Origin of the sequence: Actinacidiphila oryziradicis (genome assembly GCF_005047355.1) — a bacterium.
Taxonomy (GTDB): Bacteria; Actinomycetota; Actinomycetes; order Streptomycetales; family Streptomycetaceae; genus Actinacidiphila; species Actinacidiphila oryziradicis.
Map to the genome: position 1 here is coordinate 1 of NZ_SUMC01000065.1, position 25,300 is coordinate 25,300.

The following is a 25,300-nucleotide window of genomic DNA, read 5'->3' on the forward strand; positions in this document are numbered from 1 at the left end:
CCGACCCGGCGACCTATCCGGCGGCGTTCAAGATCGACCCCGCGGAGATCCCCACCATGGCCGCCATCCCCCCGGTACCGCCTCGGCGCGACGGGTGAACCATCGGGCCCGGGACCCTGTGCGACCCTGTTGCCCATTTGCTGTTTTGCTGGTCAGGGGCTTGATCGTTGCGGCAGGCTTGTCTCGTGGCCGGTTCCCTTCCTCGTTCCCGGTCGCGGGTGGGAGGGGTCGTGTCGATGGAGCCGCGGTCGTGGCCGGAGCCGGCGCGGGAGGTGGCGCGGGCGGTGCGGGCCAAGTACCGCGGGCGTGAGGTGCCGCTGCCGGTGGCGGTGCGTGATCGGCTCGGTGAGTTGTTCGCCGACGCGGAGTTTGCCGGGGCGTTCGGGGCGAGGGGGCCTCGTGGCTGGTCGCCGGGGCGGCTGGCGTTGGTGACGGTGTTCCAGATGGCGGAGAACCTGACGGATCGCCAGGCCGCTGAGGCGGTACGCGACAAGCTGTCGTGGGCCTACGCGCTCGGGCTGGGCCTGGAGGACCCCGGCTTCGACTTCAGCGTCCTGTCGCAATTCCGCACCCGGGTCGCCGAGCACCACCTGGAGGAGAAGGTCCTGGACCTGCTGCTGGCCGCGTTGACCGAGCAGGGCCTGCTGGGGGCGGGGGGCAAGCAGCGCACCGACTCCACCTCGGTGGTCGCCGCGGTGCGGGTGCGGGTGCCGGAAACCCCATCCATGGCGTGTGACGTGCACGTTCTCGCGAACGGCCGTTGATCGCAGGGTGGGCGTGTCAGGCTGATGGATCGTGCTGCTGCGACTGCCCTACCTCGCCGTGTCGAGCGTGTTCTCCCTCCTACGGCTGCTGCTGATGAGCGATCTGGACAAGTGCATCGAGATATTGACGCTCCGGCATCAGTTGGCGGTCCTGCAGCGGCAGATCGACAGGCCGCGCATCACTGCGGTGGACCGTGCTTTCCTTGCCGCGCTCCTTCACCGGCTCCCCAGGCCCACGCTGCGGCGGCTGCACCGGGTCGTCTCCCCGGACACGGTCCTGAGGTGGCATCGTGATCTCATGTGCCGTCGCCACGCCGACGCTTCCCGTCGCAAGCGGCCCGGCAGACCGCCGACCCTTTCGCTCCATCCAGGCTCTCGTCCTGCGCTTGGGCTGGGAGAACGGCGGGTGGGGCTACAGAAGGATCCACGGGGAACTTGCCGCGCTGGGTATCAAGGTCGCGCCCTCCACGGTGTGGGAGGTCCTGAGGCAGCACAGGATCGAGCCTGCTCCCGAATGCGACCGTCAGACGTGGGCCGCGTTCCTGAGCGGCCAGGCCCACGCGATCTTGGCGTGCGACTTCTTCACCGCCACTACCCTGAACGGTGCGAGCGTGTGCGTTTTCGCCGTCATCGAGCACGCCAACCGTCGCATCCGCATCCTCGGCGCGACGGCCCATCCCACTGCGGACTGGGTCACCCAGTCCGCCCGGAACTTGGTGATGGACCTCCAGGACGTCGGCGCCGCGGTCACGCACCTGATCAGGGACCGGGACACCAAGTACACCCGCGCGTTCGACGCGGTCTTCACCGCCGAGGGCATCGAGATCGTCACCACTGGCATCCGGGTTCCCCGGATGAACTCGATTATGGAACGCTGGGTGCGGACCTGCAGGCACGAACTCCTCGACCGCACCTTGATCTGGAACCAGGCCCACCTGCTCCACACGCTCGCCGAGTTCGAAGCGTTCTACAACCAGCATCGGCCCCACCGCACCCTGCACAGCGCGGCACCCCTGCTGCAAGTCCCCGAACCGATCACCGAGCCGGACCGACTCGACCGCCTCGACGTCCACCGGCGTGATCGACTCGGCGGCATCCTCCATGAGTACGCACACGCCGCTTGAACTGCGTGGATGCAATTATCGGCACCCACAACGTTGCGGGTCGTGACGAAGGTAGCTGATCTCTCCGGGTTCCGTACCCAGCGCCTCACCCTCGGCGGGGGCGAGCGGACGTGGACCGTACTGGGCTGTGACCACCGGGTGGTGGGGCCGGCGGAGGAGTACCTGGAGTACCTACGGGCGCAGAAGGTCTCCCCGAACACGGTCAAGTCCTACGCCCGGGCCCTGGCGCTGTGGTGGCAGTATCTCGACGCGTTCGACCTGGTGTGGGACGCGGTGACGCTGGAGGACTTCGGTGCCTTCCTGACCTGGCTGCGGACCGGTGAGGACCCGCAGGTCGCGGCGCTGACGCCAGGGAAGCCGCGGTTCGGAGAGTCAACCGTCGCGGTGCGCCTGCGCGCGGTGCTGTCCTGCTACGAGTTCCACCGGCTCAACGGCGTCGACGTCGGCCGGGACCTGCACCGCCTGGTGCACGGGGGCGGTGGCCGCTACAAGCCGATGCTGGAGCACATCGCGCGCCGCAAAGGCCGTCGCCAGACCGTCATCCGGGTACGTCAGCAGCGTCCGGCAGTGCCCCCGGTACTGACGCCCCGGCAGATCGACCGGGTCTGTGACGCGTGCGCGGTCTGGGACCCAGCGGCCGGTGAGTGGCACGGTTCGGTGCGCGACCGCCTGCTGTGGGCGCTGCTGGCCGAGACCGGGCTGCGGCTGGGTGAGGCCCTCGGGCTCCACCACCGCGACTGGCACACCGGCCGAGGCGGCAGCCCGTTCATCGAGGTCGTCCCGAGGGAGCATCCGCACGGGCTGCGGGTGAAGGGCGGCGGCTACCGCAAGCTCTACATCTCCGACGAGCTCGACCGGCTCTACGGCGAGTACCTGTGGCAGCTCTGCGATTCCGGAGCCGACCTGGCAGTCCCCGACCTCGACGACTGGTACGTCTTCGTCAACCTCGCCCGCGAACCCCGGTGCGCCCCCTGGAAGCCGGACAGCGTCTACGACCTGGTCGACCGGCTCCGCCGCCAACTGACCGGGCAGGTCCCGGACGGCTGGACACCCCACTGGTTCCGGCACAGCCACGCCACAGCACTTCTGCTCGCCCGGCTCACCGACATCCCCACTCCTGCCGGCCCGACACCGCGGGTCCTCGGCCTGCCCGCCACCGTCACCATGCTGCCCATCGTGGAGGTACGCCAAGGCAGGTGACCATGGTAACGATCTTGGTGGATGCCCCGTCGCTGAAGTTGACGCGCCCCCCGGGGCGGATTGACGGGGCTGGGCGCTCTTCCATGGTGTATCCCAGTCCTGCTGTTGAGCTTGCACCAGGTCTGACAAGCCGCTGATGCCGCCGCTGATCAGACGATGCCGGTCAAATGCTCGATCGCCGTCCGCGCCCACTCCTGCGCCCCTACCGCCGTACCAGCCACTACTCCGGTCGCGACCGGGGCCAGCGCTCCCTTGAGCGTGGCAATTGCGCGGCGGAGCCTGCCTGGCTCAGGGGGCTCCGGCTGGGTGATCGTCGCGAGGACCTCTCTGGCCGCTGAATCGGCATCCTCACGGTCCTGATCGGCGAGCCCTGCCTGGGGCAGTTGCCGCAGCAGGTCGGTGACCAGCTTGGCGAGCGCCTCGAAGCCCGGGGCCACGGCACTGTTGTTCTGCTGGTTCTGGGTGACCGTGTCGTTGTTCCAGGCGAACTGAGCGCCGGAGACGGCGGCGTTGAACACCGGCCCGTCGTAGTTGTTGACGTTCTGTGGCTCGTTCATGTGCTGGAACCGTCCTCGTTGGTCTGCTGCTGGATGACGTTGTTGTTGTTCCACGCCAGCTGAGCGCCGTGGACCTCGGCGTTGAACACCGGGCCGTCGTAGTTGTTGACGATCGTCGGCGGACGCTCGACCGGCTTTGTGATCTGCTTGACGACCGGCAGCGATGTGCGGAGGGAGACCAGGTCGACAAGGCCGTTGTCCTGTACCGCCGCACCCTGCGTTCCGCTCACGGAACAGTCCACCAGCCGTCCGCCGCACGTGCCTTGGAAGCTCGCACCCGCGACCGTGCAGTCGACGAACGCGCTGTTCACGACATCCAGGTAGGCGGAGTCCGTCCCGCAGAGGCCGACGCCCTCCGAGCCGGTCACAGTGAGGTTCCTCGCGACGAGCCTCGCCTTGCCGAACCCGAGGGCCCCACCGATGCTCACCGCTGTGACGTCACAGTCATGCACGAACAGCTGAGCCTCCTCGCCGACGCCGAAGCCCACCACTCCGCGCTCCGCTGACACGCCTTTCAACGTGACCCGGGACTGGCCCAGGGCCTCCGCCGCGGACATGTCAAAATCACGGAACACCGCGTCGGTGACGTCGGCTGTGGTGCCTCCGTTACCTCGGGTCTCCAGGCCCGACGGGCAGCGCTCAACACGGACTTGCTCGAACACGGCCTTGGCCTCGTCGCAGACCCGCAGTGCGACGCTCGTCAGGTCACCGATCTCGACCCGTGTGAAGCGGCCCCTGGCGGCATCGGTGACGGCTATGCCGACGTTGCCTCGCGAGATGCGGCAGCCATGGATCTCAGGAGCGCCGCTCTTGGTCGAGAACACCGCGATGTTGCCCGCGTCGAAGACCTCGCAGTCCTCGAACCTGCCACGGCCCGAGGTGTGAACGTTGATGCCGGTGTCGCGACACTCGGTGAACACGCAGCCGCGCACCACCGGGTCGGCACCACTCACAACTGTGATCCCGTGTTGCGCATCGGTGACGCGCGTGCCATCTACGGACCCCCTGGACTGGTCAGAGAACATGATTGCCTCTGCGTGCACGGCGTTGATCGTGCAGCCGGTCACGGTGAGCTCCGCCCGCGTGTCCGCCGTGATGGCCGCCTTTCCGGTGCCGGTCAGCTCGCACCCGGTGATCTGGGCACGTGCATCGCTGACTCGCACGCCGTGGAGTCGGCTGCCCTCGATCCAGCTGTCGCGGACCGAGACGTGGGCGCCTTCGAACACCGCGACCGCATTGTCGGCGGCGTCGGTGAACCGGCACCGTTCGACGAGCCCGTTCGCCCCGCTGAAGACGGCTCTACCATGCAGGATCACGCTGTCCCGCAGCGTCACGGAGGTGTTCGGCCTCGCGTGCACGCTGACGCCGTTGTGCGCCCGGATCTCCGAGTGCTCAAGCGTGAGCGTTCCCGCATGGCAACCGACGACTTCGGCGTCGCGGCCGATCAGCACAAGGCCGTGGACACGAACCGACCCGAAGGCGTCGAGGACGGCACCGCGAGGCCGGCTCACCACCACGGAGCCCGGATCACCAAGCGCGGCTAACTGGACCTCGCCCTGGACAGTGAGCGACTCCTCGTAGCGACCGGGCGCGATCTCGACCAGCGCCGCTCTGCCCCGTCCGGCCGCGGCGGAGAGAGCGGACGTGATGTCGGGGTAAGCGCGACGACCGCCGTGCGGCGAGACGAAGTACCTCGCGACCATTCCCGCCTCCTCCCCACCCGCCGCTCACTTGTAGCCGTCTGTCGATGTTATCCGAGCAGTTGAACGGCTGCGGCTACGCAGGTGGACTCCCACCACCGCCGCTGGAGTGCCTCGGGGCTGTTTAGAAAATGCAGATCACCACTCGTTGAGGACTGCTGATCAGCCCGCTTGCTCTGGTGCTGGCCACCCGTGAGGTTCCACCCGACAAACAAGGCCAAAGACCGTGCGGCCTTGACAACTCTGATTCCACATAATGAGGAGTTCGTCGTACGACAATGCCGAGGCACGGTGCAGGTGCTGACACGTCGCACGCAGTTAGCGTTCCTGCACAGGAGACAGGTAATCCGGCACTGGGCACGGGTTCATGCCGGACTTCGTCCGAAGCGGCCGCCTTGCCGCGCAGGTCCGCCGTCTCGAACAACGCCTCAGCCAGGTGTTGGGCCAGCGGGCCTGGAACGAGCCGGCCCTCGGCGGGCCCCGACGACACCGAACAGCCCAAGGCCAGGATCACAACTCTGGAACAGCAGGTCATCGATCTGGAGCTCCCATTCCAGGACCAGGGCGACGACCTCGCTGCCGCCCGCGTGGCCAACGGGGAACTGATGGCTCAGCGCAACCGTCCCAACGCGCCCCCAGGGAGGTGTGAGGACTGGACGACGGGTCCGGTTCGGACCTAGCGGTAGTCGTTGAGCCAGTCTCCGGGGAGCTGGTCGCGGACCTCATCCAGTGCTTCCTCGGTCCTGGCCCTGTGGGGCTCAAAAACACGAATCGTCCTCCAGCTTTGAAGTCCTTCGCCGTGGGGAACCGGGAGCCCAGGTCCTTGAGCAGCGGCTCTGCCGCTTCTGGGATCATGTTTCGTGATCCTGTCCACGGTGTACGCCGTCACCCGCCGCCTGCTGTCGCTGCCCGCGTTGTTGCTGCGGCGTGAGGTCTCCAAGGATGCGGAGTTGCTGGTGCTGCGGCACGAGAACGCGGTCCTACGCCGACACGTCCCGCGCGTGCGCTACCAACCAGCCGACCGCCTGTGGTTCGCCGCGCTCTCGCACCTGATACCGCGCCGCCGCTGGCCCCAGGTCTTCCCGATCACCCCGGCCACGCTGCTGGCCTGGCACCGCGAACTCGTCGCGAAGAAGTGGGACTACAGCCAGCGGCGCCGACCCGGACGCCCGCCCACGGCCGCCGCAGTCAAAGCCCTGGTCTTGCGCTTGGCCGCCGAGAACCCGAGATGGGGCCACCGGCGCATCCACGGCGAACTCACCCGCCTCGGATACACAATGGCCGCCTCCACCGTCTGGAACATCCTCACCCAGGCCGGCATCGACCCCGCCCCACGTCGCTCCGGACCAACCTGGAAGCAGTTCCTCGCAGCCCAGGCCGAACACGTCGTCGCCGTCGACTTCCTGCACGTCGACACCATCAACCTCAAACGCATCTACGCCCTGGTCATGCTCGAACACGGCACCCGCCGTGCCCACCTGCTCGGCGTCACCGCCAACCCCACCGGCCGATGGACCACCCAGGCCGCCCGCAACTTCCTCATGGACACCGGCATGAACATCACAGGCATCAAGTTCCTGATCCGTGACCGCGGCGGCCAGTTCACCAATGCCTTCGACGCCGTCTTCGCCGACGCCGGCCTGCGCGTCCTGAAAGGCCCGCCCCAGGCCCCGAAAGCGAACGCACACTGCGAAAGGTTCATCGGCACCCTACGCCGCGAGCTCCTCGACCGGACGCTCATCCTCAACGAACGGCACCTACGCCGAACCCTCACCAGCTACCTGGAGCACTACAACGGACACCGGCCTCACCGAGCCTTGAGCCAGCTCTGCCCATCGCAAGCCGAAGCCGGACCACCGCGCCCCATCAACCTCGCCCAGCACCACGTCCACCGCACAGCGGTCCTCGACGGACTCCTCAACGAGTACCAGATCGCCAGTTGACACCACCAAGAACCCGCAGATCAGCGGCCGAATCCTATATTTGAGCCCCACAGCCTCGGCTGCCCTCGCCGTGGCAGCTGGCTGTCGTGCTCACCCAGGGGCTGTGGCTGAGTCCTCGTACGCCCGCTTACTGATCCACTTCTGCCGATTCACGGGAGCCCACGCCCAAAATCCCTGCTTCGGTGTCTCGGCCTGCCCGACGCGCGACAACATGCCCATGACGGCGACGACATGGAGACCGACCGGGCTCTTTCATCGCCACGAACGTGTCGGCTCGTGTGCACGACGAGCGACGCCGTCATCACCAAAACGAATGTCGCGCAACACTCAAGCCTGCGCTCTTGGAAGCGCTTCGCGCCGCGCCAGCTTAGGGACAGGAGGATTCTGAATAGTCACAGGCCACCAACACAGCTCTCACATCGCCCAAAGGGTTCTCTCAGGAACGGCTGACACTGTCTGCGTGGACACCGCCTGACTAGGAGAAACGCCATCATGAACGATTACGACCAAACAAGCCCCCAGGAGACGAGCACGACGTCAGGGCCGTCGGTCGCTGGAAGTTCAGGCGGCGCCGTACAACGATCGCTGGCAAACACAAGAAGCCGACGGATCGGCGCCGCTGCGCTGCTGTGCGCGGTGATCGGACTTTCCGCCGGTTGTGGCTCGTCCTCCCCCTCAGCAACAGGAACGCCCCCCTCGGCAACGGCGGGGTCCCCCTCGGCATCCGCAGGGCACCCCATGCCCGGAGGGAGCGGCTTCCCCGGCGGTGGAGCCTCCGGCGGGGCATCCAACGCTCGGTCTGGCCCGGCGCCCGGGGGAGTAGTCGGCACGGTCGCCAGCACGTCCAAGTCCACCTTCACAGTGACGACGGCAACGGGTCAGAAGGTGACCGTCGACGAGGCGTCCTCCACGACATACCAGAAAGGGACGAGCTCGGCCTCGGCGAGTGCCATTGCTAAGGGCGAACCCGTCCTCGTACTGGGGTGGACCAGCAGTGCGATCATCACGGCCACGCAGGTGACCGTGCAGCCCGCTGGCGGCGTATCTGCAACGTCCTCGGCGATGCCCTTCAAACAGGGTTCACCGGCCGTGGACAAGAAAGTCGGTCAGATCCCGGCGAACTACACCGAAGGGGAAGGGACGCTCGTCATCGGAACGGAAGCGACTAAGGCAACGGAAGCTGCGCTGACCTCCGCCTACACGGGCGGCGTCGTCGACCGTGTCGTGAAGCTGAGTAACGGCGAGTACGAGGTCCACAACATCGGCACGGCATGGCCGCACCACATCTTCGTCAGCCAGGATTTCAAGTTTGCCGGCGCCTTCTAGCCGCCGGAGTAGAGTGCCGGCACGGGGACCGTGAGGTGTCGGCCCACGCTCTGCGGGCGCACCATCCACCGTCTCCCGACGCGTGACACCGCCGATCAACAACGCTTGACAATTCCGCTGGCCAAATTCGCCGGCGCCCACACCCGGAGTACACCGAACCCACCTCCCGGTGAGCCCACAGCACCACCTCAATCAACCCGCACACACGCCGTGCCCCGCACCCGGGGCACGGCGTCCCGCGTTACCTCCCTCCAGCCGCGCGGGCCTGCTTCGCTCCAAGAACACCCAGGCGCCGAAAACCGCACGTCAGCCGCCGATTGCCCAACCGCTCCTCGCACACACGGTCCCCCTCGACGGGAGGCCAAATGTGCCTCGCCGCGGCAACGCCCCACCCACGGGCGCGGCCCACGAGAAGACCCTGAGGAGCAACACCACCATGAGCACCCGAGCGAAGTTGGCCCGAAAGAGCTGGCTAAACCCATTCCAGAACCCTTGCGAGTACGTGACCGACACGGACCGCGCGATCGAGATCTTCCGCTCCTTCGTCGGGCTTCCCAAGCCCCCCCGCGATGGACACCGAGACCGAGGTCGTTAAGGGCCCCGACGGCAAGAACCTGCCTGTTGGGTGCCAAAAGCATACCCACGCGTTCCGCCCGGACCCCGGCGATTAGAGTGTGCGAATCATGCACGGGTGAGTGGAGGCCGTATGTCTGTCTGGGGGCGACCGGCGCTGTGGTGGCGGGTGGCGATCGTGATCTCGGCGGGGCTCGGGCTGACGCTCGACACGGGACCGCTGGTGTACTTCACCGTCGACAGCAACGTCATCGCGTTCGGCTACTTCATCGGCGCGGTGTACTGGATGCTGCGGCGCGGCACCCTGGACGCGCCCGCTCCGCGTCTTCGCGGAGCGGCCGTGTTCTATATGACCGCCACCGGCCTGGTCGCGCACTTCATCCTCAATAACGGCGCGAGCCCACTCCCCGGACTGGTATCCGGGCCGGACCAGCGCGTGAACTGGGCGACGTTCTTCCTGCACTACACCACACCGGTGATGGTGATGCTGGACTGGCTGCTGCTCAAACCGCGCAACGCCTCACGCTGGCGGGACGTGCCACTGTGGCTGTCCTTCCCGCTCGGCTACGCCGCACTCGTCCTGGTGCGCGGCGCGCTCTTCCCGCACTTCCCGAACGCCTACCCGTACTTCTTCCTGGACCCGACCAAAAGCGGATACGGCTGGGTCTTCGCCCAGATCGCCCAACTCACGATCGAGTTCATAGTGCTTGAGGCGGCCGTGGTCGGCCTGGACCGGCTCGGCACACTGGCCGTCGCCAGGCTACGGGCAGCCCCCGCCGGCGGCTAACTGTTCTGTCCACGGAGGTTCGTGACGGGGTTCACGGCTGAGCGATCTTGAAAAGACTGAGGGACGCCTTCTGGCTTGGTGCGGATTGCGATATCTGCACCGGCGACCAGAAGGGCCCTCGTGCCACACCGTAATGCGCCCCTGACCGAGACCGGAAGGCTGCGTCTGGCCCGCTGCGCCGTCGAGGACGGCTGGCCGCTGTGACATGAGTACCGACATGCTGGCTGACATGCGCAGGTGATTTATCGGCACCCGCAGGACTCTGTCGCCCGATTCAGGTGACCAGCGGAAGGCGTCGACCGGCACCAGCGGCGATGCGCAAAGGTGCAGGTCGCGGTGATCGACTTCGCGCCCTTCCCGAATCGGGCGACAGAGTCCCGCAGGCCCGGCGGTGTCCTTGTATGCGGTGAATGCCGACTGGACGGTGCGGGAGTTTGTGCCGAACGCGCAGTTCTACGGGGTGGTGGTGAACGCCTTCTCCGTTGCGGCCAAGGGCATGCCGCACCTCATGGCTCCGGCCTGACTGCTGGTCGCGGGCGGCATCGTGGCAGGCGCTGTGATCGGGAAGGTGCTCGCGGAGCGGGTGCCGGAGAGATGGGCGCGGCTGATGGTGCTGCTGCTCGCGCTGGCCGGGGGGCTCACCGCGCTGGGCAAGGGACTGTGAGGACTGTGATCCTTGGCCGTAAGAGGTGCCGGGCCTGGGGGCACCTCCGGGCCCCCAGGGTGGGGGCGCCGAGCGAGTGGGTGGAACGGTCAAGGGTGAGGATCCGGTCCGGCTCGGCATGGAGCTAGACCGAATCCTCGTGGTGGGCTTCGGGACCAGGATTGCCGGAGCTGCCCCGGCGCCGGCGGTTCGTGCTCTGCCGGGTCTCATCTCCGGGCACCGATTGCGCGCAGCCGCACGCTCATGTGTGGTGCGCCGTCGGCGGAGGCGAAGCCCTCAGCCGAGGTGCCACTTCTGGTTCGAGGCTCCTTCGCAGCTCCACAGCTGCAGCGGAGTGCCGTTCGCGGTCTGCTGGTCCTTCACGTCCACACACTTGTTGGCGTTGGCGTTGACGAGATCGTAGGAGCTGTTGAGCGTGAACTTCTGCGCCGAACTGCCGTTGCACTTCGCCAGTTGAATCGCGGCGCCGTTCGCCGTCGACCCGCCGGCCACGGCCAAGCACATCCCCATCGAGCGAACGGTGCCGTCCGAGGGGAATGACCACTGCTGCCAGTTGTAGCCGTTGCAGTCCCAGATCTGAAGCTGTGTGCCCGGGGTGGTGCTGCCGTTTGTGACGTCGATGCATCGTGAGGACGCGTAGCTGATGATCGACCTGGCCGGCAGCGGAGCGGCGGTACTGGTCGACTTGGGTGTTGTGCTGCCGGAGCCGCTGGAGGTGGAGCCGGAACCGCTGGAACCGCTGCCGGTGGTGGGGGAGCCGGAGCCGCTGCCAGTTGTAGTGGTTCCAGCGCCGGTCTGACTCGTGGTGAGCTGGCTCGTGCTCTTGCCCTGGGACCCGGCGGATACGGCCCCGGCGGCTTTCTGGACCGGGCTCGGGGTGGACGAGTGCTTTGTAGCGCCCGGCTTGGCGGAAGTCGCCCCGGTGCTGCTCGGGGAGGCGTGGGTCTGCAGGGCGACGGTGCTTGCTGACGCCTTCTTGTTGTTCTGCTGCCGTTGGTAGGACAGGAGCATCCCGACGCCCACCGCACCACCGATGATGACCGCGACTGTCACACAGATCACGACCATCCGGGAGACGACGTTCGGTTTGTCCTGCTCTCCCGGCTGGCGCAGGGTGGCGGCGAAACTCCTGGCAAAGCCGTGAACACCAGGTCCGCCGGAATTCGTCTGTTCGGGTTCGCCCATGGCTGCTTCCTGAGAGAGATGAGTGCTTCTGGCCCGACTGCCGGCGGCACCGAAGTGGCGCCACCGGTCGGACCATACCGAATTTCCGCCGGGGGCTGAGGTGTTCCCCTCACAGTGACGAATTCGACACGGTGCGAAGCCGCCACATCGGCGGTTCGCCCCCGGCGGGAACGAACGGGCCCGTACGCTCGCGCCGGCTTTCCCGCGAGCACGCACCGCCCCGCCCGAATTCCCCTGCGTCCCGCCGGTCCCGACAGGACGCTCGCCTCCAGTCTCCATTATCAGGAGTGCAGGCTCTGCCACTGGGGGTTGGCCGGCATTGCTCTCGGCCGGAGAAACGCGGAGCGGAAAAACTGGATCAACATTCTCTAAAGCATCAGAGAAACCTGAGTTGCGTTTCGGTATCACCTCGGTAGGAAGATCGGCAGAAATCCTGCTATATCGGTCCCGGCGCGACTGGGTACCCAAGCCGCCCGAGCGCCCCTCACCTGCCCGTTTTCACAGACCAGACGATTGGCCGTGGCGCCATCTCGGTGGGTGGCCCGGTCGGAGCGGGCAGCGTCGGCGCTGGTTAGGGTGAATGTTCTTGCACGTGCGCGCAGTTGTCCTTGTGTAGTAATTGCGAAGATGTGCGGAGCGGGTGATCTATCTACGAGGGAGATGTGCGATGACGGTAACTGTGGGCGGCGTCACATATGACGTGGAGCCAGGGCAGGTGGCGGATGCAGCGACGCAGTGCAGCAATACCGCGGGCCAAGTGGCGGATCAGCTGAACGGCCTGGCTTCTTTTGTTGAGGGCATGACCGAATACTGGTCCGGGCCCGCGGCGACGCAGTTCCAGACACTCATGGAGGAGTTCCAGGCGGCGGCGAACGGCATCCACCTCGCGCTCACCCAGATCTCCGCTGGCCTCAGCGGCACGAACGAGAACTACACCCAGGCGGAAGAGGCCGCCATCAAGGCCGAACAGCAGATCCAGATAACCGAGCAGAACACGGCCAACCTGACCTGAGCGCCGGGGTTCCGGTGGCGCTCAGAGCCGGCAGACGGCAATTCCCGAGCAGAGGTGATTGAACATGGTGGACATCGCAAGCAGTCAGATCAAAGTCGGCGAGGAGCTTTCCGGAGCGGGTGCGCAGGTCAGCCAGATAGCTGCCGCGGTCGAGGATGAACTGGACCAACTCCGCACCAAGTTGCAGCCGCTGCAGGAGGCGTGGACGCGGTCTCAGGCGGCCGCGATGTACCAGGACGACATGAACCTGTGGAACACGGCAGCCCTGGCCCTGTTCGGCGTGACCCAGGGTCCTTACCAGGCCGGGCAGGGCGTGCTGGGCGCCATCGCCAACATGCTGGACACCAACAACGGCAACTACGTCGACGCCGAGGCGGCAAACGTCAAGACGTGGACGCCGTCGTCCTGACAGACCTGCCGCGTACGCGCCGCCGTACCGCACCCGGTCGTCGCGCGCCGATCTGAACAACTCCTCCACACATGCGACAAGGAAGCTCAAGTGGACAACGAACGCTGCCATGTGACGGTCGTGGGAACACGGCGGCGGGTCGATCTCGCGGTGCCCGCACACGCGGCGATCGCCGAATACACCCCGGCTCTGCTGAAACTGTGCGGGCAGGAGCAGGTGGACGACACCTTCCCGCCCGCCTGGTCACTGGCGCTGCCGGGCGCGCGGCCCTTCGCCCCCGAGGCATCGCTGGTCTCCTCGGGCGTCGCGGACGGCGCCACCCTCTATCTGCGGGACTGCGCCGCCGGGGAGTTCGACGCGCCGATCGTCACCGACCTGGACGAGGTCATCGTCGCGGCCAGCCAGAGCGGTGTGCCCTGGGACGCGCGGCACCGCGCGGTGAGCGCGCTGGTCCTCGGGCTCCTCTGCCTGATCGGCGGATTCGCTGCCCTGATCGCGCTGGTGACCCCGAACCCGGCGGCCGGGGCGGGGACGATCGTCTGCGGGTTCGGGCTGGCACTGCTCGGGTGGCAGGCCGGCCGCCGGAGCCGGCCGCTGCTGCTGGGCGCACGGCTGGCCACCGCCCTGTCGGCCGTGCCACTGGTCGCGATGGGGGCGGACGCGCTCCCGGTGGCCCAGGGTGATCTGCAGACGGCGCTGGCGGCAGCGAGCCTGGGAGCGGTGGTCGGAGCGCTGGCGGCCCGGCTGGCCGTGCCGCACGTGACCACGCTGATAGCGCTGGGCCTGGCGGCGGTCGCGGTACCCGTCACCGTGGTGCTGGCCGTCCTGCACGCCACACTGACCGAGTCCGCGGCTGTCGTGGCCGTCGTCATGCTCGCCGTGCTGAGTGCGACGCCCACGGCGTCCGGGTACCTGGCCGCGATGGCGGTTCCGTCGAAGGGTGCCGCGACGGCCAGCACGGAGGAGATCCCCTGGCTGGTCGGCCGGGGCACGCGCGTCCTGATCGGGATCAACTTCCTGTGCTCCGTCCTGCTGGCAGCCTGTTCGGTGGTTCTGGGCGTCTCGGACCAGGCGTTCGCCGTCGGGCTCAGCGCCTGCCTGGGTCTCGCGCTGGTGCTGCGCTCCGGCCAGCTGAAGCTACTCGCCGCGGTCCTTCCGCCGATCACCGCCGGAGTGGTGGCCCTGGCCACCACACTGGCTCATGCACCGGGGGCCTTCGGCCTGCCGGCCTGGGCAGGTCCCGTCGCGGTGCTCCTGGCCGGTGCTCTGATGGCGTTCGCGGGGCTGGCATGGTCCCTCCGCGCCGGCACGGAGACCGACGACGCGTCATGGACGATCGGGCTCGCCCGGTTCCTCTGCTTGCTGAGCGTTCCGCTCGCGGTCGGCGTCTTCGGAGTCTTTACACACCTCCTCCACCTGGGCGAGTCGCTGTGACGGGGAACGGACCACGAAGGTGAGGGGCAACTTCCAGCGGGTGACGGAGCGCGGCGGCTGGGGCGCCCACCGCACGGTGGGCGCCGCGGCGCGAGCCGCCGGCGACGGCGCAGTGGTCTCGGTGCAGCCGGGCGTCTACCGCGAGTCCCTGGTGCTGGACCACGACGTCACCGTCGTCGCGGAGAAGGGGCCGGGTACCGTCCGGCTGCTGGCCACGCACGGTCCGGCGGTGAGCGTCACCGGTGGCCGGGCGGTGCTGAAGGACCTCGTGATCGAGGGGGTTTCGGCCCGGGACGCCGCGGTGCTCGTCCGCGGCGGGAGTCCGGTGCTGGAAGGCTGCGAGATAGCGGGCGGCCGTGTCGAGGTCGCGCACGACGGCAGCGCCGAACTCCGCGGCTGCACCGTGCGGGACGCCTCCGGCAGCGGTGTGCACCTGACCGGGACGGCCAGCGCCGTCCTGGAGGACTGCACGGTCCGCTCGGTGGAGGGCCACGGTCTGACCCTGGACGACGCCGCGCGGGTCGAGTCGCGCAGGACCACCGTCGAGCGGACCACGGGTTGCGGCGTGCTGATGGCCGGCGAGTCGACGGGCGTCTTCGACGACTGCTCGATCGGGCACACCGGTGAGGCGGCCGTGCTCGTGATCGCACCCGCCCGTCCCCTGCTGCGCGAGTGCCGGCTGCACGATGCCAAGGCCCAGGGCCTGCGGGTGGAGGACGCGTCCCGGCCCGCTCCCTCGCCGGCACCCGCCGGGGACGACGAAGAATCGGCAGCGGGCCGCGACGAGAGGCGTACCCGGCTGGAGAAGTGCGAGATCCTCCGCACCGGTGAGGAGGGGGCGCTGCTGGGCGGCAGCGCCGACGTCCGGCTGCTCGACTGCCACGTCAAGGAGACCGGCGGCGCCGGGATCGTCGCCACCGGCAGCTGCCGCGTGCGGCTCGACGACGTCCGGCTGGTCGACGTGACCGCGACCGGGTTGGCGGTCATGGACAAGGCCCGGGTAGCGGTCCAGGGCGGCACCATAGCGCGCACCGGCGCCAACGGCGTGCACGGCGCCGGCCAGAGCTATGTCCTGCTGACCGGCAGCGAGATATCCGGCACCGGCTACTCCGCGGTGCACCTCGGCTCGGGCTGCCGAGCCGAACTGCGCGACTGCCGCGTGCTCGACAGCGCGCAGCACGGAGTGCGGGTCGAGAACGGCGCGGACCTGCTGGCCGAGGACGTGCGGGTGGAGCGGGCCCGGATGACCGGTGTCGACATCGAGCAGGCCGACGCGGTGCTGCGCCGGTGCGTGGTCGCCGAAGCAGCCGTCGGGATACGGCTGGAGACCAGGCACCGGCCCCTTCTGGAGGACTGCGAGGTCCGTTCCTCCGGCCGAAGCGGCATCGAAGTGGCCCCCGCCACCGGGGCAGTGGTCTTCGGCGGCCTGGTTGACGCCTCCGGCTCGGCCGGCGTCTTCCTCGACGACGGCAGCGAGGCCGTGATCGAGAATCTGGAGATCACCCAGTCCAAGGGCAGCGGGCTGGTGCTGTGGTCCCGGGCGAGGCCGCGGATTCGTTCGGTGCGCGTCTCGGGCACCGGCAAGAACGGGATCTACGCCCACGAGGAATCGGCCGGTGTCCTGGAGGACTGCACGGTCTCGGAGACCGGCTTCCCCGCGCTGTACTTCGGCGTGCGGGCGGCGCCCGTGCTGAGGCGGTGCCTGGTCCGTGACACCGCGGAGGACCTGTCGCAGGCGGAAGACGCGGCTCCGGTCCTCGAGGACTGCCACAGCTCGGGCGTCAAGGCCGCCACCCTGCCGGAGGTGGGTGAGAGCGGCGCGGTCGCGGTGTCCGCCACCGGGGCCCGCCGTGCAGGGCCCGAGCGGCAGGCGAACAGTGACCGGGACGGCGAGCCGGCCACCGGAGAGGACCAGCTTCCCCGGCTCCTCGCCCAGCTGGAGGAACTGGCCGGCCTCGAGCGGGTCAAGCAGGACGTCGCCTCGCTGGTCAAGGTGATGCGGTTGGTCAAGCGGCGCCAGGAGGCGGGCCTGCAACCACCGCCGCTGAGCCGGCACCTGGTCCTGGCCGGCAACCCGGGAACCGGCAAGACGACGGTGGCCCGCCTGTATGGGCAGATCCTCGCCGCACTCGGGCTGCTCTCCCGCGGCCACCTGGTTGAGGCCGACCGCGGGTCGCTCGTCGGAGAGTACGTCGGCCACACCGCGCCGAAGACCACCGCGGTCTTCCGCCGGGCCCTGGGCGGCGTGCTCTTCATCGACGAGGCGTACGCACTGGTGCCCGTCGGGCAGAGCACCGACTTCGGGCAGGAAGCCGTCGCCACGCTGGTGAAGCTGATGGAGGATCACCGCGACGACGTCGTGGTGATCGCGGCGGGCTACCCGGGCGACATGGAGCGCTTCATCGACTCCAACCCCGGCCTGGCCTCGCGTTTCAGCCGGACCCTCAGCTTCGACGACTACTCGTCGGCCGATCTCGTGGAGATCGTGCAGTACCAGGCGGCCCACCACGAGTACCGACTGCACGAGGACACCGTGACCGCGCTGCTGCGGTACTTCGACTCCGTTGAGCGCACCGAGCGCTTCGGCAACGGGCGCACCGCCCGGCAGGTGTTCCAGCGGATGACGGAGCAGCACGCGCAGCGGGTCGCGGACCTGGAGGACCCCGACACGGCTGATCTGGCGCTCGTCCTCCCGCAGGACCTCCCCCCGGTGGTGCTGTGATGAACGGCCACCGGGGGCGGGAGGACCGTATGCGGACTATGCTTCCGCGCCATGCCCCAGGTAGAAGTGGTCGAGCCCTATGGAGTCTCGGGGAACTTGCACGCACGGTCGATCTGGCCGTACATCTGCCCGGTCAGGTTCACGGTGGTGATGAATGTGCCGAGTGCTTCCAGCGCGCCGGCCACCTGGTAGAGCGCCTTCTCCATGACCGGGTCGATCATGCTTCCGAACTGCTGGCCCATGTCCGACAGTTGCTGCTGGGAACCCGCATAGGGATCGGCGTTGCCGCCGTCTCCGAGCCCCGCGTGAGCGTCGACCGGATTCGAGTCGGTCTGGGCGTTCGTAGGGGGCTCGGGACCCCAGTAGTACGGGGTGACGGTCGAGTTCATCACCGCCTGGCGCAACCCCATGTACTGGTCCGCGGCCTGCTGCGTGTTCGACAGGAGGTTGAGTTCGACGGAACGCACGCTGCCCAAGTTTACCTTGATCGTTCCGCTGTCCGCCATCGGCGGGGGCGCGCCGCCGCTTCCCGATTGCGTCGCCCAGAACGGGTCCGAGTTGTAGGTGTCCTCTGTCCAGACGACACCTACGGTCGGATCCAGGTACCTGAGGTCCTTGCCCTGGTCCGGGTCAGACTGGCCGCCGCCCCCGCCGGAATCCGGCGGGAGGGGATTCGGGTCCTCGTTGACAGCGCTCAAAGCAGGCCTCCAGTAATCGCTTGTTCCGTCCGCAGTGGATTTCGGGAGCACGCCTGCTGCGGGGTTCGGTCCACTGATACTCGCATATCCGCGAGAGCTCGCGGAAGTCCAGTGCGTGCAAAGTAGCTCACACGAACCTGGCCATGCAGGTGCCGGCGCCGGTGCGCAATCATGGAATCCGCGCTCGCGGTGGCATATCGCGGGCCGACGTCCGTGAAGCTTCCGAAGGAAATGAAGGGCAGTCATGTCAACCCCCATCACAGGGACGCAGTTCCAAGTCGACCTGCAACAACTCGAGGACGCCGTAGAGTCGGTGGGTGGCCAGGCCACGCACCTGCATGACGTACTCGGCCAGATGATGACGAATTTCAATATGGTGGCGTCGGCATGGACGACTCCTACGTCCCCCAGCTATGAGCTGACCCGGGACTGGTTCTTCGGCGTCTCGAGCGAACTCTCGGCCCTGATCTACGAAATCGTGGCCAGGCTGAAATACGCCCACGACACCTACGTGAACGCCGAGCAGACCAACACCGGAAATTCGACCTGACCGGCGGATCCGTTTTCTTCTCGACCAGCAACCCAGGAGAGACTTCATGGCCGATTACGACTCCGCTTCGCTGTCCGTGGATCCGCAGACAATCAACACGTTTGTCAACGCGCTCAAGGCGCAGGCCCAGGACGTGGCCGACACGCTGATCAGCATCAACGGGACCCTATCCGGCCTTGCGCTCGGGTGGGCGGGCGATACGGCGGACGAGGTGCAGGTGTTCAACGACTCCTGGACGAACACTATGACCAGTATGTTCGGAACTCAGGACGACCCGTCGAAGGGCGTCCTCAACGTGATCATTGGCGGGCTCCAGGAGGTGGCAGTCGGCTACAGCTGGACCGAGTTGCAGCTCGCCGGAATGTGGCAGCAGTTCTACACGCAACTGAGCAGTGCCGCCAGCGGTTCCGCTGCCACGCCCACCTCCACACCGCCGAATGTCGGCAATACCAACTACACGGCAGTTACCGAGGTCTTTTCGTAAATGAGCAAAGTCGCCTTCCACCGGCCGGCGCGAACCTTCCCGCCCTCGGTGCCCGATCAGCGGGTCGCGCTGGCCGCCCCGCCGCAGAAGCCGACGCAGACCCAGGCGTCGAACTTCCTCTACATGCTGCTTCCCCTGCTCAGCAGCATCAGCATGGCCGCGTACATGGTCACCTTCGGGCGAGCGTGGATGATCTTCCTGGGTATCGGGTTCGTGGTCGTGTCGGTGGGCGTGACTGTATGGGTGCGCACCCAGGCCGGCCGGGCCGGCCGGCGTGCCAAACTCCGCCAGCGGGACCGATACATGGAGTATCTGACCGATATCCGCCGCCAGGCACGGGAGTCCTCCGCCGCACAGCGCGCGATCAGCGCCTTCCAGCACCCCAGCCCGCGCCGGTTGTGGGCCCTGGCCACCGGCCGGCGCCGGGTATGGGAACGCCGGCCGTCCGACCCGGACTTCATGAGGCTGCGGCTCGGCCTGGGCAGAGGCGTACCGGCTATGCAGCTGACCCTCGGCAAGCGCGGCGACCCGACGGCGGAGTACGACCCCAGGGCACTGGAGGCGGCGGAGAAGTTGTCGCGCGAATACGCCGCCATTGAGCCGGAGCCCGCCTGGGTGGACCTTGCCCGCACCGGAGTCCTCAGCCTGCTCGGCCCCCGGGAGCGGACGCGCGACCTGGTCGGTACCCTGCTGCTGCAACTCGGTGTCCTGCACGCTCCCGACGACGTGCAGGTCGCGGTGCTCCTCACCGAGGACGCCCCCTGGTCCTGGGTGAAGTGGCTGCCGCACACCCACCGGTCGAGTTCCGCCGGGACGGTCCCGATGGTGTCCGAGACCATCGACGGCATCGCCGACATCCTGCAGGACCGGGTGAACGCCGCCCGCAATGAACGCGCCGAGCGTACGGGTTTCGCGGGGCGGCGGGAGACTGCGCCGCCCAGCCGTATGGTCGTGGTACTGGACGACTACCGGCCCTCGGCCGCGTGGGCGGATATGACGCTGGTCTCCGACTTGCTAAGCGAGGCTGGCCCGAACAGCGGTATCCACGTCGTCTGCCTGGTCTCCAGGGAGAGCGAGGAGCCGGGCCGGGTCGACGCCCGCGCCCGTGTGGACCACGACGGCCGCCTCAGTCTGGAGAGCCGGAACCCCGCCCTCGTCAGTACGGCGGTGGACGTGTCCGCCGACGAATGCGCACCTGTGCTCGCCGAACAGACCGCCCGCGCGCTGGCTCCCCTGCGCCTGTCCGGAGAACGCGAGCAGGTGCTGTCCCGCGACATCTCCCTGCCCGGGATGCTCGGTGTGGGGAACCTCGGGGACTACGACCCCACGCGGTTCTGGCTCGCCCCCGACGACGAGCAGCTGCTGCGCCTGCCGATCGGCCTCACCGGCGAGGGCGAGGCGCTGGTGCTCGACCTCAAGGAGTCCGCGCTCGGCGGTATCGGCCCGCACGGGCTCGTCGTCGGCGCGACCGGCTCCGGCAAGAGCGAGCTGCTGCGCACCCTCGTCACCGGCCTGACCATGAGGCACGCCCCGGAGCAGCTCAGCTTTGTGCTGGTCGACTTCAAGGGCGGTGCCACGTTCGCTGGTGTGACCGAGCTCCCGCATGTCGCGGGTCTGATCACCAACCTGGAGGACGACCTGGCGATGGTGGACCGGGTGCGCGCCGCGCTGCAGGGCGAGCAGAGGCGCCGCCAGCAGATGCTGCGCGACGCCGGAAACGTGGACTCGGTCCGCGAATACCAGATCATGCACGCCCAGGGCGCGCTCGGCGCGGCCGGCCGGCCGCTGGAGCCGATGCCGTATCTGATGATCGTCGTCGACGAGTTCGGCGAGCTCCTTGCACAGCGCCCGGACTTCATCGAACTTTTCGTGCAGATCGGCCGGGTTGGCCGAAGCCTGGGCATGCACCTGCTGCTCGCCACCCAGCGTCTGGACGAGGGACGCCTGCGTGGCTTGGACTCGCACTTGTCCTACCGCATCTGCCTGCGCACCTTCAGCCCCGCCGAGAGCCGGGCGGTGATCGGGACCCCCGACGCCTACCGGCTCCCCGGCATCCCCGGCTCCGCCTACCTCAAGGTCGACGAGTCGATTTACGAGCGCTTCCGCGTCGCGCACGTCTCCGGCGCCTACCAGGAACCGGGGGAAGCAGCGATGGCCCCCGCGCATACCCCTGTGCCGCTGGCCGTCTTCGGCCTGCGCACCGCCGCACACGCCCAGGCCGAGACCCTCGAGGCCGATGAGCCCTCGGTCACGCTGTCGAGGCCGCGGCCCGGCCAGAGGACGGAGATGCAGGTCGCCGTGGAGCGCGTGACGGCGTACGGCAACCCGGTGCACCAGGTGTGGCTGCCGCCGCTGCCGTCCGCCATAGAGCTGGACGCGGTACTGGGACCGGTCAGCGCCTCCCACGAGCGCGGCTACCGCGCCGAGATGTGGCCCTCGGGAGGCCATCTGTCGTTCCCTGTGGGAGTCGTCGACTTGCCGGCCCAGCAGCAGCAGCGTCCCATGGGGATCGACCTGTCGGGGGCACACGGCCATCTCGCGGTCGTCGGTGCCCCGCAGTCGGGCAAGAGCACACTGCTGCGGACGGCGCTGATAAGCGCCATGGTCACCCACACTCCCCAAGAACTGCAGTTCGTTAGCGTGGACTTCGGAGGAGGCACGCTCACCGGCCTGGAGCGCGCACCGCACGTCTCCGGCGTCGCCACCCGGCACGAAGAGGCACGGACCAGGCGCGCCATGGCGGTCGTCCGGCAATTGGTGGAGGAGCGCGAACGGCTCTTCCAGCAGCTGCGGATCGACAGCGTTTCCGAATTCCGCCGGCTGCGCGACGAGGACGGTCTGCCCGAAGGCGTCAACGCGGCGGACGTGGTGCTGGTCATCGACAACTGGGCCGGGGCGCGGGCCGCTGTAGAGGAAGCGGACGGGATCGTGCTGGACGTCGCGGCGCGCGGCCTCGGCGTCGGCATCCACCTGCTGATCACCGCCAACCGGTGGACGGAGATCCGGACGAACCTCCGCGACAACATCACCGGCAGGATGGAACTGCGCCTCAACGAGCCGGGCGAGTCCGAGATCTCCCGTCAGGCGGCGCGGCAACTGCGCAGCGTGCTGGCGGGCCGCGGAGTTGTGGCGCCTGGCAACCTCTTCCACACGGCCCTGCCACGCCTGGACACAGTCGCGTCCACCGACAACCTCAGCAAGGCCCAGGACCGCATCGTCACCGATCTGGCCACCTGCTGGAGCGGCCCGGTCGCCCCGCCCCTCCGGGTGCTCCCCGAGCACGTCATGCCGGCCGATCTGGAACAGGCCTGCGCCTCGGTGTTCGGGAACGGCACCGCACCGCTGCCGGTCGGCGCCGTACCGATCGGCCTGCGCGAATCCGATCTCGCGCCCGCCGTGGTGAACATGAAGTCGGACGAACCGCACTTCATGGTCTTCGGCGATCCGTCCTCCGGGAAGACGTCGTTCCTGCGATCGTGGATGCGCGGTCTCGCCGCTCGCCAGTCGCCGTGGGACATCCGGTTCATCGTCATCGACTACCGCCGGTCGCTGCTCGACACGGTTCCCGACGACTACATTGGGGCACGGGCCGGGGACGCGCAACTCGCGGCCGCCTACATCCAGCAGGTCGTGGAAAAGCTCCAGGAGCGCATGCCGCCGGCCGACGTCACTTCACAGCAGTTGCGGGAGCGCAGCTGGTGGAGCGGGCCGGAACTGTATCTCGTCATCGACGACTACGACCTGGTGGTGGGAGCCGGCGGGTCGGCCTCGCGGGGGTTGCTGGCACCGCTGACCGACTATCTGACCCAGGCGGCCGACATCGGCTTCCATCTCGTGCTGGCACGGCGGGCCGGCGGCCTTTCCCGGGCGTTCATGTCGGATCAGGTGATCGGCAGGTTGCGGGAGATCGGCACCGGTGGCCTGATCCTGTCGGGCGATCCCCGGGAGGGCGTGATCCTCGGCGACCAGCGTGCCGCCCGCCAGGTCCCCGGACGAGGCATCCTCGTGTCCCGCAGACACGGGGCGTCCGTCGTCCAGGCCGTACAACCCGCCGACTGACAACGCGCTTCCGCGAGCGCCCGGCACCCCGGTCCGCCGACAGTTCACGTCCGCTCAGTGCGTGGGCGTGAACCGACCACAGATCTGCAGGCGTGTGCCCCGCCGGCCCGCGAGCGCACACCCGCGAGAGGAAGTCCGAGTCATGGCCATGGTTTCCGCCCAAACCGCGAACGCCGAGGCGATAGCCAAGCAGTGGGGTGCGCTGGGGGACTACCTGCAGAACATGATGCTGCAGGCCAGGGGCGACGTCACCAGCTGGCAGTGGGAGAGCCAGGCCGGGATGTGGGCGGCGGACACGTTCGGTGCGACCGGCGGCATCGCCGATATCGTCCAGTCGGCTGCAAATACCTGCTGGAAGGTCCAGGAGGCGATCCTCAACTTCGTCGCCCAGGAGCAGGCGGAGGCCGCTCAGCTCAACAAGAGTTTGCTGATCGAACTACTGACCACCGTCCTGGGCCTTGTGCTCACCCCGGTGCTAGGTGAAATCTCGGGAATTCTCGGCGGTCTGCTGGATGAGGTTTTGAACTTGGCCGGCAATCTCATCGCCAAAATCGCCGAGATCACCCCTGCGATGTCCGCGGTGGGGCAGGCCATCGGTTTCGTGTCCGAGACGGGCTTGGCGGTCGCGGATGCCATGGCGGGCGACCTGTTCACCCAGTGGCTGGGCACTGTTGTGACCGGCACCCCGTTCACCAGCCAGAACATCAATTGGGGTGCTGAGGGGATGGTCGCCGGCCTGGGCGGTGCGGCGGGCGTGCTGGGAGCGGCCGGCAAGCTGGGAGGGGGGGACCATGCGGCTCCCGTGCCGGGTCCGGAGGGGGTGGGCGGCGTCCCCGAACCTACGCCGGCGCCCAAGGTCGAGGGCGGCTTCCAGCCCGTGAACGTCACCGGCGTCAACGGGCCGGGTGTGCACATCCCGCTCCTCGGCGACTTGAAGGGCCTCTCGCCCATCGCCCATCCCGACTCCGTGGTTTCGGGGCCCATCAAGCTCGGCGATCCCAGCGCCACACCCGCTTTGGTGAAGGAAGGGCCGGGCGGGTCGGCCACGCACACGGATGCCGGCGCGTACACACCACCGGATGCGGCGGGAGTCACCACGGCCCACCCGCCGACCGACACCGGTGTCCCGGGCCCGTTCCGGCCGCAGCAGTTGACGCCGGGCGAGGGTCCGGTTGCGTCTGGTGCTGGTGGTGGGGGCGCGGGTGGGCATGTGACGGATACCTCGGCTTCTCAGGTTCCGGTGCGGGGTGGTTCCGGCGATGGTGGTTTGGTGGACACCGGTGTCCCGGGCCCGTCGCGGCCGCAGCAGTTGACGCCGGGCGACAGTCCGGTCGCCGGGGGCGAACACGGCGTGGCTCCGGCGCCGGGTTCGGCGGCGCATGGTCCTGGTGGTACCGGCGCTGCGCCCGCGGAGACGAGTACGGCGCCCAGGCCGAGTTCCACTTCCACTCCGAAGGCGAATCTGGATTCGGCGCCCCATGGCTACGGGGAAGGCTCCGCCGCACCATCCGCAGGCAAGTCCGACGCGGGCGCTGTGGGTTCCGGTGCGTCTTCCGACGTGGCAGGTGTCGCTGGCCACGGCGGTGCCATTTCTGAAGTCGATCCCTCGCTGGCGGGTGGCGGCGGCCCGGTGGGTCATGAAGCGACTGTGACCCCTGCGGGCAGAGGTGACATGAGTGTCAGTACGTCGGCCGGTGACACCGGCCCTGGATCTGCCGGTGCGGCTCCGAGCCGCGAGGTTCTCAAGGGCACCTGGCTGCCGGAGAACAAGGGGGTTTCGGCCGCGGATCGTGCTGCTCAGATGCAGGAGTTGGCGGGGCGTGGTCGTGGTCCGTTGGCTGATGCGGGCAAGGGCAAGGAGGGTGTCGGTTCCGCGTCGGGTGGGGGTGCGTCCGTTGTCGATTCGGTTCCTGTTTATTCGGGTGAGAGTCGTGCTGCTTTGCATCAGGAGTTGGCGGGGCGTGGTCGTGGTCCGTTGGCTGATGCGGGCAAGGGCAAGGAGGGTGTCGGTTCCGCGTCGGGTGGGGGTGCGTCCGTTGTCGATTCGGTTCCTGTTTATTCGGGTGAGAGTCGTGCTGCTTTGCATCAGGAGTTGGCGGGGCGTGGTCG

At 68.2% G+C, this 25,300-nt stretch carries 18 protein-coding genes and 3 pseudogenes; 15 read left to right on the plus strand and 6 right to left on the minus strand.

Features of this window, described 5'->3' with window-relative positions; translation table 11 throughout:
• Positions 1-236: 236 nt before the first annotated feature.
• A pseudogene (locus FCI23_RS39125) lies at positions 237-701 on the plus strand (transposase); the annotation flags it as partial.
• A 142-nt stretch (positions 702-843) separates the two neighbouring features.
• On the opposite strand, the gene FCI23_RS60765 reads toward FCI23_RS39125, so the two are convergent.
• A complete protein-coding gene (locus FCI23_RS60765; protein ID WP_246144505.1) occupies positions 844-984 on the minus strand; it encodes a hypothetical protein in 141 nt (46 codons plus the stop codon).
• On the opposite strand from FCI23_RS60765, the pseudogene FCI23_RS39130 reads away from it, so the two are divergent.
• Both FCI23_RS39130 and FCI23_RS39135 read left to right on the plus strand, forming a co-directional pair.
• A pseudogene (locus FCI23_RS39130) lies at positions 952-1,888 on the plus strand (integrase core domain-containing protein). The gene FCI23_RS60765 and the pseudogene FCI23_RS39130 overlap by 33 nt on opposite strands.
• Before the next feature lie 42 nt (positions 1,889-1,930).
• Entirely contained in the window at positions 1,931-3,088 is a 1,158-nt protein-coding gene (locus FCI23_RS39135; protein ID WP_211265656.1) for a tyrosine-type recombinase/integrase, read from the plus strand.
• Between the two features lie 149 nt (positions 3,089-3,237).
• Here the strand turns inward: FCI23_RS39135 and FCI23_RS39140 are convergent, their stop codons facing one another.
• Both FCI23_RS39140 and FCI23_RS39145 read right to left on the minus strand, forming a co-directional pair.
• Positions 3,238-3,645: an MMPL family transporter gene (locus FCI23_RS39140; protein ID WP_136728914.1), complete on the minus strand. Its 408-nt coding sequence runs from the start codon at positions 3,643-3,645 to the stop codon at positions 3,238-3,240.
• On the minus strand, positions 3,642-5,348 hold the full coding sequence (locus FCI23_RS39145) for a right-handed parallel beta-helix repeat-containing protein (protein WP_136728915.1): 1,707 nt from the start codon (positions 5,346-5,348) through the stop codon (positions 3,642-3,644). Before FCI23_RS39145 ends, FCI23_RS39140 begins: the two co-directional genes overlap by 4 nt.
• An 857-nt stretch (positions 5,349-6,205) precedes the next feature.
• Here FCI23_RS39145 and FCI23_RS39155 point away from each other — a divergent pair.
• On the plus strand, positions 6,206-7,288 hold the full coding sequence (locus FCI23_RS39155) for an integrase core domain-containing protein (protein WP_136728917.1): 1,083 nt from the start codon (positions 6,206-6,208) through the stop codon (positions 7,286-7,288).
• Between the two features lie 878 nt (positions 7,289-8,166).
• Here FCI23_RS39155 and FCI23_RS62630 read toward each other — a convergent pair.
• On the minus strand, positions 8,167-8,301 hold the full coding sequence (locus tag FCI23_RS62630; RefSeq protein WP_265737804.1) for a hypothetical protein: 135 nt from the start codon (positions 8,299-8,301) through the stop codon (positions 8,167-8,169).
• 4 nt (positions 8,302-8,305) lie between these two features.
• Here FCI23_RS62630 and FCI23_RS39160 point away from each other — a divergent pair, with 4 nt between their 5' ends.
• The 3 genes and pseudogenes from FCI23_RS39160 to FCI23_RS60775 all read left to right on the plus strand — a co-directional run.
• Complete coding sequence (locus tag FCI23_RS39160) at positions 8,306-8,614, plus strand: hypothetical protein (RefSeq protein ID WP_136728918.1); 309 nt, start codon at positions 8,306-8,308, stop codon at positions 8,612-8,614.
• A gap of 706 nt (positions 8,615-9,320) precedes the next feature.
• Positions 9,321-9,974 carry a Pr6Pr family membrane protein gene (locus FCI23_RS39165; RefSeq protein WP_136728919.1) on the plus strand — a complete coding sequence of 218 codons (654 nt, stop codon included), beginning with the start codon at positions 9,321-9,323 and terminating at the stop codon, positions 9,972-9,974.
• Between the two features lie 382 nt (positions 9,975-10,356).
• Positions 10,357-10,638 (plus strand): annotated as a pseudogene (locus FCI23_RS60775) (sulfite exporter TauE/SafE family protein); the annotation flags it as partial.
• 276 nt (positions 10,639-10,914) lie between these two features.
• Here the strand turns inward: FCI23_RS60775 and FCI23_RS39175 are convergent.
• Complete coding sequence (locus FCI23_RS39175) at positions 10,915-11,823, minus strand: RICIN domain-containing protein (protein ID WP_169317137.1); 909 nt, start codon at positions 11,821-11,823, stop codon at positions 10,915-10,917.
• A 667-nt stretch (positions 11,824-12,490) separates the two neighbouring features.
• Here FCI23_RS39175 and FCI23_RS39180 point away from each other — a divergent pair.
• The 4 genes from FCI23_RS39180 (at position 12,491) to FCI23_RS39195 (ending at position 17,400) form a co-directional block, all read left to right on the plus strand.
• Complete coding sequence (locus FCI23_RS39180; RefSeq protein WP_136728921.1) at positions 12,491-12,835, plus strand: WXG100 family type VII secretion target; 345 nt, start codon at positions 12,491-12,493, stop codon at positions 12,833-12,835.
• 64 nt (positions 12,836-12,899) lie between these two features.
• Positions 12,900-13,244 (plus strand): WXG100 family type VII secretion target, encoded by a 345-nt coding sequence (locus FCI23_RS39185; RefSeq protein WP_136728922.1) that lies wholly within the window; start codon positions 12,900-12,902, stop codon positions 13,242-13,244.
• Positions 13,245-13,334: 90 nt separating this feature from the next.
• A complete protein-coding gene (locus FCI23_RS39190) occupies positions 13,335-14,678 on the plus strand; it encodes an EsaB/YukD family protein (protein ID WP_136728923.1) in 1,344 nt (447 codons plus the stop codon).
• A 19-nt stretch (positions 14,679-14,697) separates the two neighbouring features.
• Complete coding sequence (locus FCI23_RS39195) at positions 14,698-17,400, plus strand: right-handed parallel beta-helix repeat-containing protein (RefSeq protein ID WP_136728924.1); 2,703 nt, start codon at positions 14,698-14,700, stop codon at positions 17,398-17,400.
• A gap of 77 nt (positions 17,401-17,477) precedes the next feature.
• On the opposite strand, the gene FCI23_RS39200 is transcribed toward FCI23_RS39195, so the two are convergent.
• The gene (locus tag FCI23_RS39200) at positions 17,478-18,098 is read right to left on the minus strand and encodes a hypothetical protein (RefSeq protein WP_136728925.1); all 621 of its coding nucleotides are present in this window, start codon (positions 18,096-18,098) and stop codon (positions 17,478-17,480) included.
• A gap of 244 nt (positions 18,099-18,342) precedes the next feature.
• Here FCI23_RS39200 and FCI23_RS39205 point away from each other — a divergent pair, with 244 nt between their 5' ends.
• The 4 genes from FCI23_RS39205 to FCI23_RS58615 all read left to right on the plus strand — a co-directional run.
• A complete protein-coding gene (locus tag FCI23_RS39205; protein WP_136728926.1) occupies positions 18,343-18,648 on the plus strand; it encodes a WXG100 family type VII secretion target in 306 nt (101 codons plus the stop codon).
• A gap of 46 nt (positions 18,649-18,694) precedes the next feature.
• Positions 18,695-19,132: a WXG100 family type VII secretion target gene (locus FCI23_RS39210; RefSeq protein WP_136728927.1), complete on the plus strand. Its 438-nt coding sequence runs from the start codon at positions 18,695-18,697 to the stop codon at positions 19,130-19,132.
• Positions 19,133-23,191, plus strand: coding sequence for a type VII secretion protein EccCa (gene eccCa, locus FCI23_RS39215; RefSeq protein ID WP_136728928.1), 4,059 nt, complete (start codon positions 19,133-19,135; stop codon positions 23,189-23,191).
• A 142-nt stretch (positions 23,192-23,333) separates the two neighbouring features.
• The coding region (locus FCI23_RS58615) for a hypothetical protein (protein ID WP_407646096.1) at positions 23,334-25,300 on the plus strand (1,967 nt) is incomplete at its 3' end.